Consider the following 18,797-nt stretch of genomic DNA (forward strand, 5'->3'; position numbering starts at 1 on the left):
CTTAGCTTCGTGTAAAGGAGTATTAAAATGGATGACGAAAGAGTCCGTGCGGCTATCAATGCCTTTTATAAAGGGGCAGGTGTAAATAAGAAGTTTAATGACCAAGTTAACGAAAATGTAGCAGCTGTATTTGGGGTTATGATTTCGGAAACTAAGAAGTGCTCAAAAGCACTTTCGTGGGTTCCTGAGCCACCAAATGCAAAAGCTAGCATTTCTTGGGTTGTTCGTAATTTTGCAAATAGTGTTTTAAATCAGTTAAAAGATGAATCATCTTTAACTTGCGCTAAAAGAGTTATTCAAATATGGGACCGCAAAATCCAAATGGCAGGCATGGGTCTATGAGATTATTAAGTAATTTAATTTTCGTTTGCACGTTAGTTGTGTTTTGTACTTCGGCACAAGGCAAAAGTAATTCAATGTTTAAAATTAACTTCGCTAGTTTAAACCTTGAAATACCGAAAGAGAGTATTTGTTCCGTTGAAGTTCATAATTTGACAATGGCAGCTATGACTTTATTTGTTAATCAGCAAGATGAATGCATGGAAGTTGGTATTACTTATCTACCTGAGAGTAATGTAAGTGGTGGACTTGCCAAAAAACTTGGATTAAAAAACTCAGATTTATTTAGACAAGTAAGTGCACATGAATTAACAGCTAAGCAACTTGAGACTTTTGAGCGTGTTTTTTCAATTTCATCTGATGCGAAGTTTTCATTTGTAGAACAAGCTAGCGTGAATTTATTTTTCATAGAAGACATAGATTCATTAACAGTTTACGTGTTCAAAAATGAAGAAGTTGTATCAATTTCTGGGCAAGTTTCTCGTCAATTTTTAGATGTGATGCTCAGTAACTTGGTCGATTAAAATGAAAAGTTAACCTATTTTTCATTCTATATGTTGATTAGGTGTAAAAGAATGGCCCCAAGTTGGTTGCAGCCAACTTGGGACATGTTCCCCAGTGGCATGAAGCATCGGGCTTTTTGGGGGGCATAAACAAGGTTGTTTATGCCTATGCCATTAAACAGGAAACAATTCATTCTAAAAGGAGAATAATGAAATGGCAATTCCAGCGTATATGTGGTTAAAGGATGACCAAGGTAATGACATCAAAGGTTCTGTAACTGTTGCAGAGCGTGAAGGTTCAATTGAGATCCTACACTTTGATCATGAACTTCGCATTCCTACAGATAACGACACTGGCGAATTAACAGGTACTCGTAAGCACGAACCTTTTGTTATTACAAAAGCGGTTGATGCAGCAACACCTTACCTGTACAAAGCGTGCTCAAACGGTCAAACACTTAAGCAACTTGAGCTTAAATGGTACCGTATTGATGACACAGGGACCGAGCGTGAATATTTCTGCCACAAGTTGGAAGATGTAAAAATCACCTCAATTCTACCAACAATGCATAACGTAAAAGACTTAGACAAGGAGCGTTACCCGCACCTTGAAACAGTTAGCCTACGTTATAAGCGCATTACGTGGACTTACCTTGATGGCAACATCGAGTTCTCTGACTCTTGGACTGAAGGTCGATAAGTCAGCAAAATTAAAGGATATGCGAAAGCATATCCTTTTCTTAGAGGTAAGTTTATGGCGTTATTCGATTTTTTAACTCAACCAGTCACACGAAATGGTCATCAAGGTTTTCAAACTGATGAGCAAAACAGTGTCTGCAAACATCTAAATGAATTACTTAATGCGCGTCGTGGCGTGTTAAAACATTTGGCCGATTATGGGTTGCCTGATGTCGAAGATATCTACGAGGGCCTTCCGTATTCACAGCACACCTTGGCGTTTGAAGTTAAAAAATTGATAGAAAAATACGAGCCACGGGTTCGCTATGCCAATGTCATTCCTATGGAAATTCGTGAAGAAAATTGCGTGATTAGGCTTGATATACAAGCATTTTTAACCTCAGGACAATGTATCAAACTTAACACCCGATTTGAGTCGGGTGGTAAAGCCGATGTGGCAGAGCATGCCAAGCAGTTTGATTAATTCAGCGTAAAAGGATAGTTCAATGCAACAGTATTTTGATGCACAAATGCGCTTATTAACCCAAGCCGGCAAACAGTTTGCTCAGCATTACCCTGAGCACGCAGGCATGTTAAATATCGATGCGCTAAAAGATCGTGACCCCCATATTGAACGACTACTAGAAGGTGTTGCCTATTTAACTGCGCATACGCAAAAGCGTTTAGATGAGTCTGTTCCTGAGGTATCAGAGCAAGTGCTGCGTCAGCTATGCCCTATATTATTGAGCTATTACCCATCAAGCACGGTTGTAAAGTTTAGCCCTAAGTTAGCAATGCAAAAATCACATCTTATCGAAAAAGGGCTGACGCTAAGCGCTGATAAGTCAGTGGTTGATAAAAAACATATCACCTTTACAACAACGCACGACCTACAAGTTAGTCCTCTTGATGTTGAGCATGTGCGTTATCAAGAGTCGCATTTAGGATCTGAGCTACGTATTAACTTTACGTTTTGTTTGCCAAGGTGAGCGCAAAAACTATGACCTTGCAAATTTACAGTTTTACTTACGTGGTGACACGCCTTTATGTAGTTCTTTGTTTAAGCTTTTAAAAACAGCAGAGCAGTATACAGAGCTTGATTTTGGCCCCTCGCATTTTGAACATAATAAAAAGTTAAAAGTAAAAGGTTGTAGTGCTACTTATTTAGATATAGATGGCGCTTTATTACCGCATGCAGAACAAAGCCATCCGGGCTATGCGCTGCTGTTAGACTACTTTAACGCGAAAGACCGTTTTTACTTTATGCGCTTTGATGGTTTAAAAGATCTGACCTTACCTGAGCATATCGATCGATTTGAGCTAGTGTTTAGAGGCAGTAGTAAATTACCACCGGGTCATCAATTAAGCCGCGACAATATTTTACTCAATTGCGTGCCAGCTATTAATTTGTTTGCACAACCTGCAGAGCCAATACGCATAGAGTCAAACCGCACTGATTACATGATCACCGCAGATCAAAACAGAACAGATCATATCTTCAGTTACACCGTTAATGAGGTTAAAGGACGCAACTCGTTAAGTGGCAAATCGTATGATTATACCCCCAGATATCAAAGCGTGTTTGAAGACGAAAAGAAACTGTTTACCGTTTTAACGAAAGATGTAGGCGGGGCTGCGCCGTGCCACTATTTACAGCTGCCATTTAACCTTGAAGAAGAAAAAGAAACCTTATCGGTTGATTTAACCGTTTTTAATGCTGGTTGGCCAAGGCAGTTACTCCAAGAGGGCGATTTAAACATTGGCGGCCCAGATATGCCAAGCATTGCCAATGTAGAAAATGTAATTCGCCCGACTAACTATTTGCCATGCCCTGAACAACCAAAGCATTGGCAGTTGATAAGCCTATTAAATGTGAAGTTTTCACAGATTACACAAGTCACCGAATTAAAACGCTTGCTGGTATTATTTGATTGGTCACAAAAAGCTGAAAACCGATTACGTATTGATAGCATTCAAAAAATTACCGCAACACCGATTAGTCAAATTAAGCGTGGCATTTTTATTAAAGGTGTTGATGTACTGATTGATATTGATGAAAGCAAATTTGTTTGTGATGCCGACTTATACCACTTTTGCAATATGCTGCATCAATTCTTTTTAATGTATGCGCCAATTAACGAAAGCGTGCAAACCCGAGTCAATGCGATTCCGAGTTATAAAACCCACTGCTGGGAAATTGAACCGGGCAAGAGTTATCAGTTATGAATATGCACGAGTCAATAAATCACCCTGTTTGGGCAAAGTTACCTGAACCAATAGAAAAGCTGATTGCAGCTCCTTGGCAGTTTAATTTGTTTAAGGCGATGAGCCTAATTGAAAAACATTGGGCAACCCCTTTAGAACTTGAAAAAGGGATTAGCGAGCGAGTTATCTTTAAGCCTTATAAAGAACTTGGCTTTCCTGCCACTGATGTACGTAGCTGCGAATTAGATAACCTTGGTCGTGTCCATTAAGCTTATCGACATCATTTTTAGGCTTGTATGGTGTAGATGCACCTATGCCACATTATTTACTCGAGCAGGCGGCAAGTGATCAAGAAAGTGGGGGCCGAGTAAGGCGGTTTTTAGACATGTTTAATCATGTGCTTTATTGCCAATTGTTTCAAGCATGGAAAAAGTCGCACATCAATGTTGAAGGCCGTGGTGCAGAGCAATTCGATCATTTAATCGAAGCCATCTTATCAACCAAAACTGAGCAGAAAGTTCAGTGCGGTATCGCCAGTTTAAAACAAACCAGCGCTGCGGGTTTAGCGCAATTACTTCGCCACTCACTAGAGGTTGAGCAACTGACTGTGGATGACACCCGAGCAAATTGGCAACAAATCGACTCGCCAAGTTCATTTGGTCAAGATCAACAGATGGTGTTAGGCGAGTCAGCGGTTCTTGGTGAGCGCGTATTAGTCAGTGGTAGCGTACTGACCATAGTGATTGGTCCTGTGGACTCTGACACCGCGATAGCGCTTAATCCTCAGCACTCACAAGGCAAAAAAATGGCTGCCATGTTAAGCACTCATTTACCTAGTAATGTGCAATGGATTTGTCAAATTAAGGTGGCTAATCAAGCAGTAACAGAGCAAGCCTTAGGGCAAAACGATTTGCTACTCGGTCACAACTCTTATTTAGGCTGCGCTGAAGCAAATATCAGCGTGCACAGTTACACACATCAACAATATCAACATTAAAAGTAATCAGGATTTAAGGAAAACAACATGGATGCAAAAGGCATAAAGCAGCTTATCGACAAACTAAATGGCCATACTGCAACAGCACTTGAGTCAGCGGCAGGGTTTGCAAGCAGTCGTAGTCACTATGAAGTGTTACCTGAACATTTATTAATTAAGTTGATGGAAGAAGGTAGTAACGGCGATTTAGAGCATATTTTTCACTTTTTTAATATTAATCAAGACGCAGTGTGGCATGAGCTGCTCGACTTTTTAAACCGCCAACCTGCGGGTAACCAGAGTAAGCCGGTTTTTTCTCGTCGACTTTATGAGTGGCTTGAGCGAGCTTGGTTAAGTGCAAATGTACAGCACAAAAGTGACTGGATCACCGGCGCTGCGTTGATTGATGCCTTAACTGAGTTATTGCCATACAGCCCTGTACTGCAATTGCCTGCGTTACTTGAAAAAATTGACGCCCGTTTTATGGCTGAAAACCTCGATAAGCTTTGCCAAAACTCAAGTGAGCGATTAAATCCACAGGCAAAACAAAGTGCTCAGCATACTGCTGCTGATCAGCAAAGTGGTCAAGGTGGTGCCCTTGATGAGTATTGTGAAGACCTTACCGAGAAAGCGAAACAAGGCAAAATTGACCCAGTGCTTGGGCGCAATGACGAAATTCGCATGATGGTTGATGTGCTTTGCCGTCGTCGTAAAAACAATCCAATTTTAGTGGGTGAGCCAGGGGTAGGTAAAACTGCGGTAGTTGAAGGATTTGCTCAGCGTATTGTTGATGGTCAGGTTCCTGATGATCTTAAAGGTGTACGATTACTGGTGTTAGATATGGGCCTATTGCAAGCAGGTGCAGGGGTTAAAGGTGAATTTGAACGCCGTTTAAAAACAGTGATCGATGAAGTAAAAAACTCAACCACCCCTATCATCATGTTTATTGATGAAGCCCACACATTAATTGGTGCTGGTGGCGATGCTGGTATGAGTGATGCGGCTAACTTGCTCAAGCCTGCGCTTGCCCGAGGTGAGTTACGCACAGTCGCTGCAACCACTTGGAGTGAATACAAAAAATACTTTGAGCGAGATGCTGCACTTGAGCGCCGTTTTCAACTTATTAAAGTAGATGAGCCAACGGAGCAAGCAGCTCAGCTAATGTTAGCGGGTTTGAAAGATAAGTATCAACAACATCACAACATTCAAATTACTGATGATGCTATAGAAGCTGCAGTGGTCTTGTCGTCACGTTATATCACGGGTCGTCAACTACCAGATAAAGCCATTGATGTGCTAGATACCGCTGCGGCAAGAGTTCGAATGTCGTTTGCGACCGATCCTGCAGCCATTGAAGCTGAGCGTGAGCACATTAATTACCTTGAAACACGTATCCAAAGCATTGCAGCAGAAAGCGAGCAAGGTTTGGCGGTTGATATGGATAAATTGCTGCACCTACAACAAGAACTAAATGCAGCGCAGAGTAACTTAGCAACATTGACGAGTGCGCGTGAGTCACAAATTTCGACATTAGGCCAAATCAATGAGTTTAAGCAAGCTAATTCGCAAAATGAATTAGATAGCTCTGTGTTACTTAACTTACGACAAACACTAAAAGAGCAGAACACCCAAGATAATGGCCTTTACAGTGAAGTTGATGCCGATGCCGTCGCGCAAATTATTTCGCAGTGGACAGGCGTACCTGTTGGCGCGATGGTGAAAGACCAAATAAGCAATTTGATTACCCTTGAAAAAGCCATAAGCCAAGAAGTGATCGGTCAGCAGTCAGGCATTGCGAAAATTGCCCAAACATTGCGTGTAAGTAAGGCAGGTATAAGCAATGAGTATGGACCGCTTGGCGTGTTTTTATTAGCTGGTTCTTCTGGGGTGGGTAAAACCGAAACAGCACGATGTTTAGCTAAGCAACTATTTGGTGGTGAAAAGTTTTTAACCACCATAAACATGAGCGAGTATCAAGAAGCGCATACAGTATCGCAGCTTAAGGGTTCGCCACCGGGATACGTTGGCTACGGCGAAGGCGGGGTATTAACAGAGGCTGTTAGGCAGCGTCCGTACTCGGTAATTTTACTCGATGAAGTAGAAAAAGCGCATAAAGATGTACTAAACATGTTCTATCAAGTTTTTGAGCGTGGCAGTATGCGCGATGGCGAAGGTCGCGAAATCGATTTTAAAAATACCGTGATCATCATGACCTCAAACTTAGGATCTGCTGAGCTTATTGATGCTTGCACGCCACCTAATGTCATTGATTTAACTGAACCGACTGACGATGAACATGCCGACATTGAGAATCAAGACCAAATCAATGCAGCATTGAATAATGAACAAGCCCCTTTAAATGAAGACGGCAGCCCATGGCAAGTTCCTTCAATTACAGCACTAACAGAGCTAATTAAGCCGCAGTTACTACAATTTTTTGCCCCAGCACTGTTAGCGCGTATGCAAGTTATTCCTTATTTAGCGCTCGATAAAGAGGCACTGCAATCTATTGTCAGTTTAAAACTAGACGGTATTGCCAAGCGGTTAGCGAATAATCACAAAATGCAGCTACGTGTTGATGAAACCGTACTTAACAAACTGACCGAACAGTGCCAGTTATCAGACAGTGGTGCGCGCATGGTAAATGCGGTGATAGAGCAGCAAATATTGCCAGGCATTGCTAAATCAATTTTAGAGTTTATGGCAGAGGATGACATGCCAGATATTCTCACTCTAGCTGTTGATGAGAATGATGAAATTACCGCAACCTTTGCGGACCAAGCATAAAGGATTTGAACAATGGGATTCATGGATAGCCTTAATGAACTAAAAGCCAACACCAGTCATTTTAGTGTCAGCGTGCAAGGGTTACCGGATGGCATGGTTTCGGTGACCGATTTTGAATCAAGCAATGACAGCCTATGTGAAGACTTTGCTTTTTCTATTCAAGTGTTAAGTCAAGAGCACCTCAGTGCCGAGATGCTGTTAGGTAAAGATGCCAAGCTCAATTTAGTGTGGTCAATGAGCGACCGCACGATTTCTGGGATCATCAGTGCTTTTACTGCTCATGGGCAAAGCCATCAGGGTTATCACTATACGCTGACCATGAGTTCTTATTTAACCTTGTTGAAGCACCAACACTCTAACCGTGTTTTCACCATGATGGACCCAGCTGCCATAGTAAAAAGCGTATTTACTAAAGCTGGTTTTCCAATGCAAAAGTTTAGTATTCAAGCGTTGTATTCAACCCTTGAAATGACGGTTCAATACAACGAAACAGACTATGAGTTTGTTACACGTTTGATGCGTAAGTATGGCTTTGTGTATGGTTTTGTAGAGCAAACAGGGGGTGATTGCACCTTCAAAGTATGTAATAGCAGTAAAGACTTTTCGTCCTTGTGTGATGATGTAAGCCTGAGCTATGTGCCGCCATCAGGGCAAGTTCGAAATAGCGAAACCATTTTTGCAATAAGCCGTAAAGCACAGTTGCATCCACAAAGTGTGTCGCTTAATGATTACAACTACAAAGCCCAAGGTAACTTAAATGTGTCGACCGCAAATAATACCAGTTACCCAGGGTTTGGTGATGATAGTCATTATGCAGATAACTTTCCTAATGCCAATATAGGTAATTCGCTGGCTAAAGTACGCCAACAAGCCTTTGATTGTCAGCGTGAACAATTAATTATTGATACTGATTGCCGTGCCTTAAGACCCGGTATGTTGTTGACAGTGTATGACCACCCTGATCATAAAGGACTGTATTTAATTACGCGTGTTGATCACAAAGGCAGTCAATCTGCAGCAGTAGAGTATGGATCGCAAGTTAAAGGGTTAACCTATAAAAACCAAGCCTATTTATTGCCTGCATCCGTTGAGTTTAGAGCAGAGCTGTCTCCTGCACGTCGTGTATTTGCAACATTTAATGCCACCATTGAGCAAGAGGTTGACGACGATGGCAATTACTTAGTGCGCTTACCGTTTAACCAAGACGGTGAAGGCCAAGAAAGCCGCCCAACGCGCTTACTACAGCAGTATGGTGGCAGTGGTCATGGTATGCATTTTCCGTTAACGACAGGCACCGAAGTGTTAGTAACCGGTGAAAATGGCGACCTAGATAGGCCGATTATTTTAGGCGCGCTTTATAATCAGAGCAGCCCTAACCCGGTTACCAGCCAAAATCCGACAGAGAATAAGCTTGTCACCCGTGCTGGGCATAGCTTGATCATGGATGACAAAAGCGGCGAAGAAAAAATTAGCCTTGCGAATAAAGAAAATAAAAACCAATTGTTGTTAGATGCCACCGAGAATGCCCATCAAGCAACACTCAAGTCAGTGGAAGGTGACGTCAAAATTTCAGCCAAAGAGAACCTTCAGTTTGTTGCTGAGAATGACGCCATTTTTACTTCTGCCAACGATTTTACTAATCGTGTAGAGAACACCCTACAAGTTCAAACACGTGAGGGTGATATTAAGGTAACAGCTGCGGCTGATTTAACATTAAAGTCTGATGCCGATACTCGTATCGAAGCGACCGATGGCAGCAGTGAACTAAAAGCAGCGCAAGAGCTTAACTTGCAAAGTGAGCAAGATTTTAGTGTCTACTCGGTCGATGGCAACCTTGAATTTCAAGCGCTAAATGGTGATTTGAACCTCTCAAGCGGGGCAAATATTACCATCAAAGGCGAAGGTGGAGGTTCGATCCAGCTCAGCCAAGGTGGTGCAAGTGTAGAGATTGATGCCGCGGGTAATTTAACTATCGATGCCACCAATATCACTCTATCGGCTAGAAACATTGCTATTAAAGGCAATGCAATAAGTAATAACTAATTTCAAGGACTGAAAATGACAGCCACAGTAACTCAGTTATTTGATCAGCAACAAAGCCTCGCAGAGGTCAGTGAAGTGTCACCTCAGGGTAAAGCTTTGAGCGTGGTTATTAATCACATTCGTTACGATGTTGCTTTACAAGCTGCCCATGTATCGTGTTGCAAAATAGGTAGCCAAGTTGTGGTGCTACACAGTGAGCAAGGTGTGATTGTAACGGCACTTTTAGCCGCACCTGAACAATCTCCGGCGGCTCACATTAGCAACGAAGCAGGGCATATTATTATTGCCGCAGAGCAAAGCGTTAGCTTGCAAACCGCCAAGGGCAGCATCGAAGTATTTGCCGATGGCACTATCGTGCTTGAAGGCGAAGATATTACTGCAAATAGCCAACAAGACCTTACTTTGGCAGGTTGTCCATTAGGCTTAATTAATATGTTTGCAGCGGTTTCTAAGTTAAAACAGCATCAACAGCGTGTAACTACCTTAATGGCGCACCGTGAAAAGCTCCTTGCGTCAGGGGCGTATAGTCTTGCAAGGCAAAAAGTGTTAGAGCATCAAGTGCTTAATCATCTTTATGTGCTGGCATCGCTTAAGCAGCAGTCACCGTGCGACTACTTCAATGGGAACAGCTTTAATGACCTTGCTGAACTTAGTTGTGATGATTTTTGTGAGATCGCGTTAGCGAGCGACCAGCACGCCATTTTTGCCCTTTGTGCAACACGTTTAATGGCTGCACCAGAACAAGACAACAGTGATTATTTTTTAGCGCTTAAAAAGCAGCAAGCTCTGCCTGTTTATACTTTGTTATCGCAGCAACTTAGGTATTGGACTATCCCAGAACAAAAAGCACTCAGAGCCACAGTGCTAGAGGGTAAAGAGTCATTACCGCAGCAGCTTAAAACTATTTTGTTTTCGCAGCCTTTAAATGATGCCGAGTTACAACAAGCCCTCGCTCATGCTGATTTTACTTTGGTGTATGCCGCTTTAGTCAATTGCTATTGCCAAGGCGATAACAGCCTTAGTGATAAGTTGTTTAAAGTGTTTTCGAGTAGCAGTGAGCCTTCACAAAAAGCGCAGTTATTACAATTAGCGGGGCTGGTTGACGATAGTCGCTGGCATGAGCCGTGCGCTTTATTTTGTAAAGCGCACCCAGAATTTTGCCAAACCGTATTAAGCCACTTTGTGTATAAATCAGCACTGGTATTGGTGATAGAGCTTATGGGCGTTGCGCAAACACAGCAAGCAGCTTATCAGGCTTGGCTAACGTTAACAGATAGACCACTTGCAAAGGCTGAAGCCTTAACACTGGTAAGTGCGCAAAATCAGCATCATGTGCAAGCCGGTATAAACTTGCATGATGCAGAGCATGTTAGGCAAGCACTGGCTTTAAGCAAAGGAGAGTGTGTTTTAAAAGGCGTGAGTTTTACAAAAGCGCAGCCAGAGCAAGGCTTAGCAGAATTGGCAGGCGAGATTGTACAGCGAGTATTTGCCCCTCAGTTTGAATTAACACTGGCCTGTGGTCTTTATCATACTCAGCAAACAGCAGTTCAGTGGCAAAAGTTAATAGCAGGAGCACAACATGCTGCATAACTTTACTCCTTGGCAAGCAAGCGTGTTTGAAGGTTGGCAAGCAGATGGCACTGCGTCTCATGTTGTTTTGGTAAAACAGAGCTTTGAGTTTGATGAAAAAGGCAATACTAGCTTAATGGAACCGTGTGTTGAAATCGTCATGGCCGACGAATATAGCGGTGATCCGACTAGCGAGCCGCTGGTGGCAGTGAATGAACAAGTGGCATTTAAGCAAGGTTTCGAAGTGTATGGCAACTTTACTGCGTACCCGCCAAAGGGCAAAACTGCGCGTGTTATTGAGGTTGAGCTAGGTTTAGTTGCAAACGACACACCAATAATTAAAAAGCGGTTACGCCTTACTGGCGAACGTAAATGGCGCCGTTCACTGCTTGGCCCTGTCGCAACAGATCCTAGCCCAATTACGCCAACAGCTGTTTGCTATAGCCGTGCGTTTGGGGGTAAAGCACATCATGATCAAAGTGATTACAGCCTCGAAAATCCTATAGGTGTTGGCTTTAAACTGAAAAACAAGCACGCAGTAGGGCAGCTTTTACCTGCGATAGAGTATGCCAACGAGGTATTAAGAAAACCAAGCCATCAAGTAAGCGTTGCTGGCTTTTCGGCAATTCCGAGTCATTGGTCACCGCGTATAGAGTTAATGGCAGAGATTGACGAACAAGCGCTTATGGCTGGTAAGTACTCGTTCAAAACGTCATTGGCTAGCAACTTTTACAACACAGCCCCAGCAGATCAACAAACAAAGCAAGTGTTTACAAAAGGCTGGGCGTTTTCGTTAAGCGGATTATATCCATTACAAGAATATGGTCAGCAACAAACTGTAGAGCTTCCTGTGCTTAAGCCAATAGTGCAAGTGGCTAATACGTTAACGAGGCATGATATCGACATGCACTGCGATACCTTAGTGATTGATTCGGACGCACAGTGCTTTTCGCTGTTATGGCGCGGGCATATCAACAGCGATAACGTAGCAAGTAGCAGCAATATAATCGTTGCTGAGCAAGGAGGTAAAGATGCAGTTTGATACTCTTTATCATGTTAATGCCGCGGGGTGCTATACCGAAAGCTTTTATACTTCAGTGGCAAACCAAATGTTATATTCAAAGCCAAGCAAAGCGCTGATCCGCTGCGATATTAGTTTAGATGCCCCTTATGTATTTGTAGAACTGACTGAGCTTGCTGGGTTTGATAGGCAAACTCGTTGCTTGCTAATTTTGTCTCATATTATTGAAAATATTGAGTTAAAAAAACTTTGTTGTTCATTTAGGGTCAATAAAGTTCAGTTTATATTACCGCACGACAGTAATGGCGAGCCGCTGATTGATGATGACACATTAAGTGAATTATTGACTGACGCAATGCCTGAGCAAACACCTGCCTTTGAACAGGTAAGCGATTGGCAGCTCGAAGCAACCGACCTCGATACCCTCGTAGTTGCCGTTGATTCGTGTAATGATTTTGAATACGTGTCTGAGCAAGCCAAACAACACACAGTACAAGTTGTAAATGGCCCTAGCGGCGTAATTAATGGCGAAGGTGGCTATGCATTGTTGGTACACAGACACGGTTGTTTAAAAGCCACGACTTTTGATGAGTCAATGCCTACTCAGCTTAAAAGCGCAAACATACAGGTTAGTGACTCCTTTATTTTTGCTGGCATGCAGTCGTATGAATGGCAAAAACAGTGGTTTAGTTATACCCAAAAGCACTATAAAAATGATGACGAACTAATAGAGTTTGCCGAACTAAATACCGTACTAGGTTATCAAGGTGTGGCAAACCAATCTGCTGCATTTGCATTAGCTGGAAGCTATTTGCATAACCCGCTGATGGCTGACACTGAACACGTTTTTGTGGTGTTCAATCAGCCAAATGAACAGCTATTTAAGATTTCAAGGAGTGAAAGCGAATGTCATATATAAATGCCATGGCTGGCAAAGAATCAGGCAGCGTACAATACGACATAGACGCACTCACTGCTGACGTACGAAGCGGCGGCAGTGTTACATGGCGCCATAATAACCCGACATTACTTGGTCTAACCAATAGTGCACGCAGCAACGGTGCACTCGGCAAAGCCAATGGTATTGCCATTTTTTCAGACCGCTCTGAAGGCGAATCTGCTTTTTTAGATGAAATTGCCAGACCTAAGTACCGAGAGCATACACTTGGTGAACTGGTTAATCGGTTTATTCCTGATTACATTATTCCGCCACCACAATGGGATAACGAGAAAAACCAGCCAATTTTGCCGTGGAACGAACCGCAGACTAATATGGACGTTAACAAACCAATCGATAACCCTCGTGCCTTTTTAGATTTAGTGTCGAATCATTTAGGTTGGCAAGCAGGTACAGAGCAGCAATTAGTTAAAGATACAGAATCAGAGGCACCGCAAACCGCAACAGTCTCAGGGCAAAATGTACTTATTAATGACCGTACCGCTGTGCATCAAGATAGCGGTGGTAAGTTAACAACAATCGATGTGTGTTTAACCACAATTGGCACCAGCGTTGTGCCTATTCCCTACGGCAATAAAGCCCAATCAAGTGATGTTACCTCTGTTGCAAGTTCAGTCAAAGTGAATGGTCAAGGAGCTGCTAATGTAAAAAGTTACTTTTCTCAAAGCTCGGGTGACTCTCCAGGTAATAAAAAAGGAATTGTTAGCGGAACGAACGACGGTAAAGCCGAATTTATCATGGGGTCATTTAACGTAATGATTGAAGGAAAACCAGCGGCTCGCCAAGGCGACCCGATGATATCAAATAATAAAAATACCCCACCCATGCCTCTTATGCAGTCTGGCGGCCCTGCACCAAGGGGGCTAAGAGTACAAGTTAGGGATAGTTTGCAAGCTGAAAATGCAGGGAAGAAGATCATAGTTAAATTATCTGGAGCAGAAAAGCTAGACGAAGATGGGGTAAATATCCAATGAGTGATTTAAGTGTCGCAGACAAAATCAATATAAAAAATGCCCACAGAGAACTTATTTTTGAACGCCAATCAGATGGTACGAAAAATGTATCACTGATGGTTAAAGATGAGTCAGTTGATAGAAGTCAAAAAGGTTTTTACAAAATTCCTTTGTATAAAGTGGATGCAAAAGAAGAAAGTGATAATACAGCTGATATTGAACTGGTTCATATATTCCCCATTAGGTATGCACATCCTGCTGATGAAATAGATAATCATAAAACGAATCTTAGAGATGGTTACTTATACATTTTTGTTGATGGTCATTTATGGCGTGAACTCAAGGTTACAACTGAGCAAAACGTGACACGTTTTAATGATGTTAATCTTGCGTGGCAAAAAGGCATCATGACGTGGAAGCAAAATAAAGGTTACAGAGATGCAACGGGCGAAGAACTCAAAACAGTTATTGTGCCTTATAAACTTAATGGCCAAACCTGTGAGGTCCAAGTAGCTTATTCAGAAGTGCAATGGTCTTGGAAGCAAATAGAGCTTTTTGGTGGCCTTAACCCTGAAGATCCAAGATTAAATTATGGCGAGCCAGTAAAACCCGGTGATAATAATAGTGATGCGCAAATATTACGAGGTGATAGGCTTTTCACATTAGATAAACTCGGCGATTTTGAACAAGGTTATAATAGCGCCAAGCTACCTAAGCATGTTGTGCTTGATGTTGTTAATCAAGCGGGTGTGTATTGTCCAGTTATTCCTGACCAGATAGGCAAAGTTCGCCAAGCTGCAGCGGATATTACATTAACGCGTTCAGTTATTAGTTCACTGCCAATAGAACAAGTTGCAAATGGACAAATGGTGACGAGTGTAGCTGAACTCACAAAAGAACAAAGGGGGCAGCTTGAATTAGCATCGTTTGTTCAACAAACCTTTTTTGCTTTTCCACAGTCTGTTTCAGATAAGTTAGCAACTTTTGGTGAAGACAGTGTTTCTGAACAAGAGCAAGATATCGCTGCTGATTATAAAAAATGGGTAGATAACAAATTTGATAAAACTGCTTTCAGAAAATTTTTAGCTACAGCAAAAGTGTTCGAGTTAGGCGAATATATCAATGAATTAAGAGCCAATGTAAAAGATATAATAGAGGACGAAGATAGCGCCTCTAGTTTTTATCAATGTACAAGGGATTATGCATATCACACGGGCAATCGAAGGCTCGATATGTATCAACTAATGTGCGATGTATTAGCCCCACTTAAAGATTTAACGGCAGACTTGCTTCGTTCAAGTGTAGTGTATGAAAAAGACGCACAAAAGCTTAAGCAAATAGACAGTAATGACTTAGGCCAGCATATCATTTTAAAAGTGTTAGGTACCCACCCTGAAGATACTAGTAATCGTGAAAACTTATTAAAATTACACAAGTTACTTTTTCCTGACGAAAAGTGCAGTAACCCAGGCTTAACCGACTACTTAAATTTTAGAGACCCTGACGACCCTAAAAATATCGATTTTGATATGGATGAGTTTTATGCCCTTGAGAGCAACGACGATGGGCTAGATGGCTATATTGAAGGTGATTTAACGCAAGTATTTAGGCGAAGCAGTCAAGCTGTATGGGGCTTTTTTAATATTATTATGGAAGTCCCCTCTGCTACATATTCAATGTCTCAAGGTAGCGGAACTATTAAAGATGTGTTTACTGCTCGCATGCAAAAGCAATCGAGCTTACAGCAAGAAAGTAATAAGGTTCAGCGGCAAATAAAGAATTTAGAAGTACAGATAGAAAATAAACAAAATGAAATTAAAAGTTCTGAAAAATCACGTAATGAGCTAATTCAAGAAGCGCGTAATCAAGGGGTTGATGGCGATGACATCACCGAGCAATTAAACAGGCAACTAAAACAAAAAAATAAAGAATTAGAACATTACAAAACATTGCTAAAACAAGCAAAAACAAAAAGTAGTGTTACCCGCGCGCATTTATCAACCCTGAAAAGTGTTGGGCTAGACATGCTTAATAGTGAGGCACGTATTAAGTCAGTTGCGATGTCGTACAACCCGTATCAAAAAATAATGCATTTAGCGCATATGATCTCAGACGACTTGCTTGTTGAGATAGATATTGATGTAAACGACTATTATCAAGGCAACTTGCCCGATTCAGTTGTGCCGCTTAATTTTGACAGCCGTGCAAAGCGAGCTGAGCAACGCATTTTAGAGTTTAATAAAATAACCGAAGGCATAGATGAAGCATTAAGCCAAGGCAGTTACCCTGGTAATGGTGGAACGCGCCCAATCGTTAAACTTAAAGTTAACGATAAAGTAACCATACCCGCTCGGTTAGACCTTATTACCAGTTTAGATGGCGCTTTAAATGAACTTGAGGCTATGGTTACTAAGCAATATTACCAAGCAAACAGCGCCAGAAAAAAAGTAATAAAAAAAATGGTGGCGCTTGATAGAAGTAAGCTAACAGCTTTAGAAGAAGCAGAGAAAAAATTAGAAGGTGCTTTAGATGATGTTGAAAATAAACTACTTAAAACTGATTGGGATTTAGCTGGTTATAAAGATCATAATAAGTCTCTCAAAAAATACGCACAAACAGCATTTGGTAAACAGCAACAGGGTAAAGTAGGCTCAGCCAGTATTGGTGTATTGCCGTTTGTTTCTGGCTTATATGTTATTAACTTTTATACCGTAATAACGGGTGATGGCATTAGTGCCATGGATAAAGCATCGGCAGTATTAGATTTACTTGATGTGATGGTGAATATAGGTAAAGACCTTGTTGAGCGTCGTTATGGTATGCCAAGCTCTGAGCAGTTAAAACTTTTCTCCAAAAACAAAGTGCCAGCTAGTGAGTTTACTAAAAAAATACTCAGAGGAAGAGTCAGTGTAATTACCGCGAAAGTAATATTGTTTTACGCCGCCAATGCAGCGACATTGCTTGCAGGTGCGATTAGTACCTATGTGGCTGTAAGAGATGCTGTTAATGAATATAACAAGGGTAATGTAGGTCTAGCTACGGCTAACTCTATTATGGCGTTAGGTTTTTTAAGTATGACCGCAGCCTCGGGCATTGCTATTGTCACTAAAGGGGCATCTGCCTTAATTGCCGTTTTTGGTATAGCAGGCTTAGTGATCATTCTTATTGCAGCAGGGCTTATTTATTATTTCAGTGAGTCAGAGGTTGAAGCTTGGTTGCATGCCTGCCCGTGGGGTAAGGCAGCTTTTATTAATGATGGTTCAACAAGTGTGCGAGCAGAACAATGGCGAAATCGCCCTGATTTAGCACTTCTTGATGTATACAACGTACTTTACAAGCCTTATACAAAAGTCATTGCAAATGAACACGCTAAAACAGTCTCAATGGGCTTAACGGCTCCCGTAGCTGCAGTAAAAGAAGGTGTTGACACAAAAGTTAGTTGGCGAATGCTTCCTCCTGATAAGGGGATGCTAAATTATTACGCTGCATCATTACTAACTGATTATGACACAAGGCTAGCAAGATACAGCAAGTATAAGCACTTTACTGAAATTCCATTAGATTCGGTTATTTTCCTTAAAAGTATGTGGGCGTTGCAACCTGCTCGAACGGGTTGGCAGGCCGAAATAAATAATCACATTTTGTTAGCAGAGCTTGGTTTAAAACCTGGCGATCAAATAGAGCTTAAATTAGAAGCCACTGTTTATCCTGATGGTAGAGGACAATCTACTATTCAAGGCTTTAATAGTATTTATGGTTTACCAATCGAATATTACAAAGAAGGTGAAAAGCCAGGGTTCTTCTCTTGGGGGGATGATTGTAAGTTCAGCCATCGCATTGGCAAAGAAACTAGCAAAGCCATTATTCATTTATAAAAGCTAAATTATAAAAATCTAAGCTTTAATAAATTGAGTTGTAAAAAACACATAAGAAGTGCAGCAAATAAAGGAGTAACAATGAGTAGTGATGATAAAAACTCATTAAAATCAAACGCATTGGATGATTTAATTGATAATCTTATTAGTGATGAGGAGCTTGAGCGCTATATTGCTGAACAAAACGACGGCTTATCTAATGAAGAACGAGAAAAAATTAAAAGAGAAAACCGTATTAACGCAATTAACCAGTGGTGCGCCGAAAACCCTGGCAGAGACCCAACAAGAGCAAAAGATAAAACTATCAAACAGCTCGCCTTAGATGAAGAAGCTGAGGTGCGATTAGAAGAATTTAGAAGAGATAACCCCGAAAAAGCTGCAGAAAATAGAAGGAGAGCCGAGAACAGAAGTAAATACCGTAAGGATAGACAAACCTATAACGAGCAACTGCCAAGAGACTATTTACATCAAGACAGTTATGAAACGCGATTAAAAAAAGCAGAAGCACTCAATGGCTGCAGCTTTAAAACTCGTACCTTTAAAAGTAAGCGTTTTACTGATCAATATGCAGCAGAGCTTGAATCTCCTAATCGTGGCTCAACACTTGAGGGACATTGGGTAGAGAATGATGGTAAGCAGTTGGCTATTTCATGGTTTGGAGGCTGGTCAAATTTATTTACTGCTCTAAGTTTCCTGTTAATGGTCGCTGCAGTTATGTTTTTTTTCGTTGATTTGGTTGTTATTGGTTTTGTATGGGGCGACTATCGATGGGTGCCATTTGCTATATATGCACCTATGTTTATCGTCGGTTTTTATATGCTGAAACATCGAGCCATATTAGCGCACCGAGATAATTTTTACTTTAATCGCCATACAGTATTGTAAAAACT

The 18,797-nt window shown here is 41.5% G+C and carries 16 protein-coding genes; all 16 read left to right on the forward strand.

The window, feature by feature from the left end:
* Positions 1-27: 27 nt before the first annotated feature.
* The 16 genes from ACRWSG_RS19340 (at position 28) to ACRWSG_RS19415 (ending at position 18,792) form a co-directional block, all read left to right on the forward strand.
* Positions 28-342, forward strand: a complete 315-nt coding sequence (locus ACRWSG_RS19340; protein WP_462167248.1) for a hypothetical protein — start codon at positions 28-30, stop codon at positions 340-342.
* A gap of 74 nt (positions 343-416) precedes the next feature.
* A complete protein-coding gene (locus tag ACRWSG_RS19345; RefSeq protein WP_152967163.1) occupies positions 417-863 on the forward strand; it encodes a hypothetical protein in 447 nt (148 codons plus the stop codon).
* Between the two features lie 193 nt (positions 864-1,056).
* On the forward strand, positions 1,057-1,542 hold the full coding sequence (locus tag ACRWSG_RS19350; RefSeq protein WP_054554067.1) for an Hcp family type VI secretion system effector: 486 nt from the start codon (positions 1,057-1,059) through the stop codon (positions 1,540-1,542).
* A 54-nt stretch (positions 1,543-1,596) separates the two neighbouring features.
* Positions 1,597-2,004 carry a type VI secretion system baseplate subunit TssE gene (gene tssE, locus ACRWSG_RS19355; RefSeq protein WP_054554066.1) on the forward strand — a complete coding sequence of 136 codons (408 nt, stop codon included), beginning with the start codon at positions 1,597-1,599 and terminating at the stop codon, positions 2,002-2,004.
* 22 nt (positions 2,005-2,026) lie between these two features.
* Positions 2,027-2,509: a type VI secretion system baseplate subunit TssF gene (locus ACRWSG_RS19360; RefSeq protein ID WP_462167249.1), complete on the forward strand. Its 483-nt coding sequence runs from the start codon at positions 2,027-2,029 to the stop codon at positions 2,507-2,509.
* Complete coding sequence (locus ACRWSG_RS19365) at positions 2,469-3,746, forward strand: type VI secretion system baseplate subunit TssF (protein WP_462167545.1); 1,278 nt, start codon at positions 2,469-2,471, stop codon at positions 3,744-3,746. Before ACRWSG_RS19360 ends, ACRWSG_RS19365 begins: the two co-directional genes overlap by 41 nt.
* Positions 3,743-3,994 carry a hypothetical protein gene (locus tag ACRWSG_RS19370; protein ID WP_462167250.1) on the forward strand — a complete coding sequence of 84 codons (252 nt, stop codon included), beginning with the start codon at positions 3,743-3,745 and terminating at the stop codon, positions 3,992-3,994. Before ACRWSG_RS19365 ends, ACRWSG_RS19370 begins: the two co-directional genes overlap by 4 nt.
* Positions 3,995-4,038: 44 nt before the next feature.
* Positions 4,039-4,722, forward strand: coding sequence for a type VI secretion system baseplate subunit TssG (locus ACRWSG_RS19375; protein ID WP_462167251.1), 684 nt, complete (start codon positions 4,039-4,041; stop codon positions 4,720-4,722).
* Positions 4,723-4,749: 27 nt separating this feature from the next.
* A complete protein-coding gene (gene tssH / locus ACRWSG_RS19380) occupies positions 4,750-7,488 on the forward strand; it encodes a type VI secretion system ATPase TssH (protein ID WP_462167252.1) in 2,739 nt (912 codons plus the stop codon).
* 21 nt (positions 7,489-7,509) lie between these two features.
* Positions 7,510-9,531, forward strand: a complete 2,022-nt coding sequence (locus ACRWSG_RS19385) for a type VI secretion system Vgr family protein (protein WP_462167546.1) — start codon at positions 7,510-7,512, stop codon at positions 9,529-9,531.
* A gap of 15 nt (positions 9,532-9,546) precedes the next feature.
* Positions 9,547-11,121 (forward strand): hypothetical protein, encoded by a 1,575-nt coding sequence (locus ACRWSG_RS19390; protein ID WP_462167253.1) that lies wholly within the window; start codon positions 9,547-9,549, stop codon positions 11,119-11,121.
* Positions 11,111-12,142, forward strand: a complete 1,032-nt coding sequence (locus ACRWSG_RS19395) for a DUF2169 family type VI secretion system accessory protein (protein WP_462167254.1) — start codon at positions 11,111-11,113, stop codon at positions 12,140-12,142. Before ACRWSG_RS19390 ends, ACRWSG_RS19395 begins: the two co-directional genes overlap by 11 nt.
* Positions 12,132-13,040 (forward strand): hypothetical protein, encoded by a 909-nt coding sequence (locus ACRWSG_RS19400; RefSeq protein WP_199528963.1) that lies wholly within the window; start codon positions 12,132-12,134, stop codon positions 13,038-13,040. The genes ACRWSG_RS19395 and ACRWSG_RS19400 overlap by 11 nt, the downstream gene beginning before the upstream one ends.
* Entirely contained in the window at positions 13,028-14,053 is a 1,026-nt protein-coding gene (locus ACRWSG_RS19405) for a DUF4150 domain-containing protein (RefSeq protein ID WP_462167255.1), read from the forward strand. The genes ACRWSG_RS19400 and ACRWSG_RS19405 overlap by 13 nt, the downstream gene beginning before the upstream one ends.
* Complete coding sequence (locus ACRWSG_RS19410; protein ID WP_462167256.1) at positions 14,050-17,907, forward strand: toxin VasX; 3,858 nt, start codon at positions 14,050-14,052, stop codon at positions 17,905-17,907. The genes ACRWSG_RS19405 and ACRWSG_RS19410 overlap by 4 nt, the downstream gene beginning before the upstream one ends.
* A gap of 81 nt (positions 17,908-17,988) precedes the next feature.
* Positions 17,989-18,792, forward strand: a complete 804-nt coding sequence (locus ACRWSG_RS19415) for a hypothetical protein (protein ID WP_462167257.1) — start codon at positions 17,989-17,991, stop codon at positions 18,790-18,792.
* The last annotated feature ends 5 nt before the right edge of the window (positions 18,793-18,797 follow it).

Source organism: Pseudoalteromonas sp. GB43, assembly GCF_054923805.1.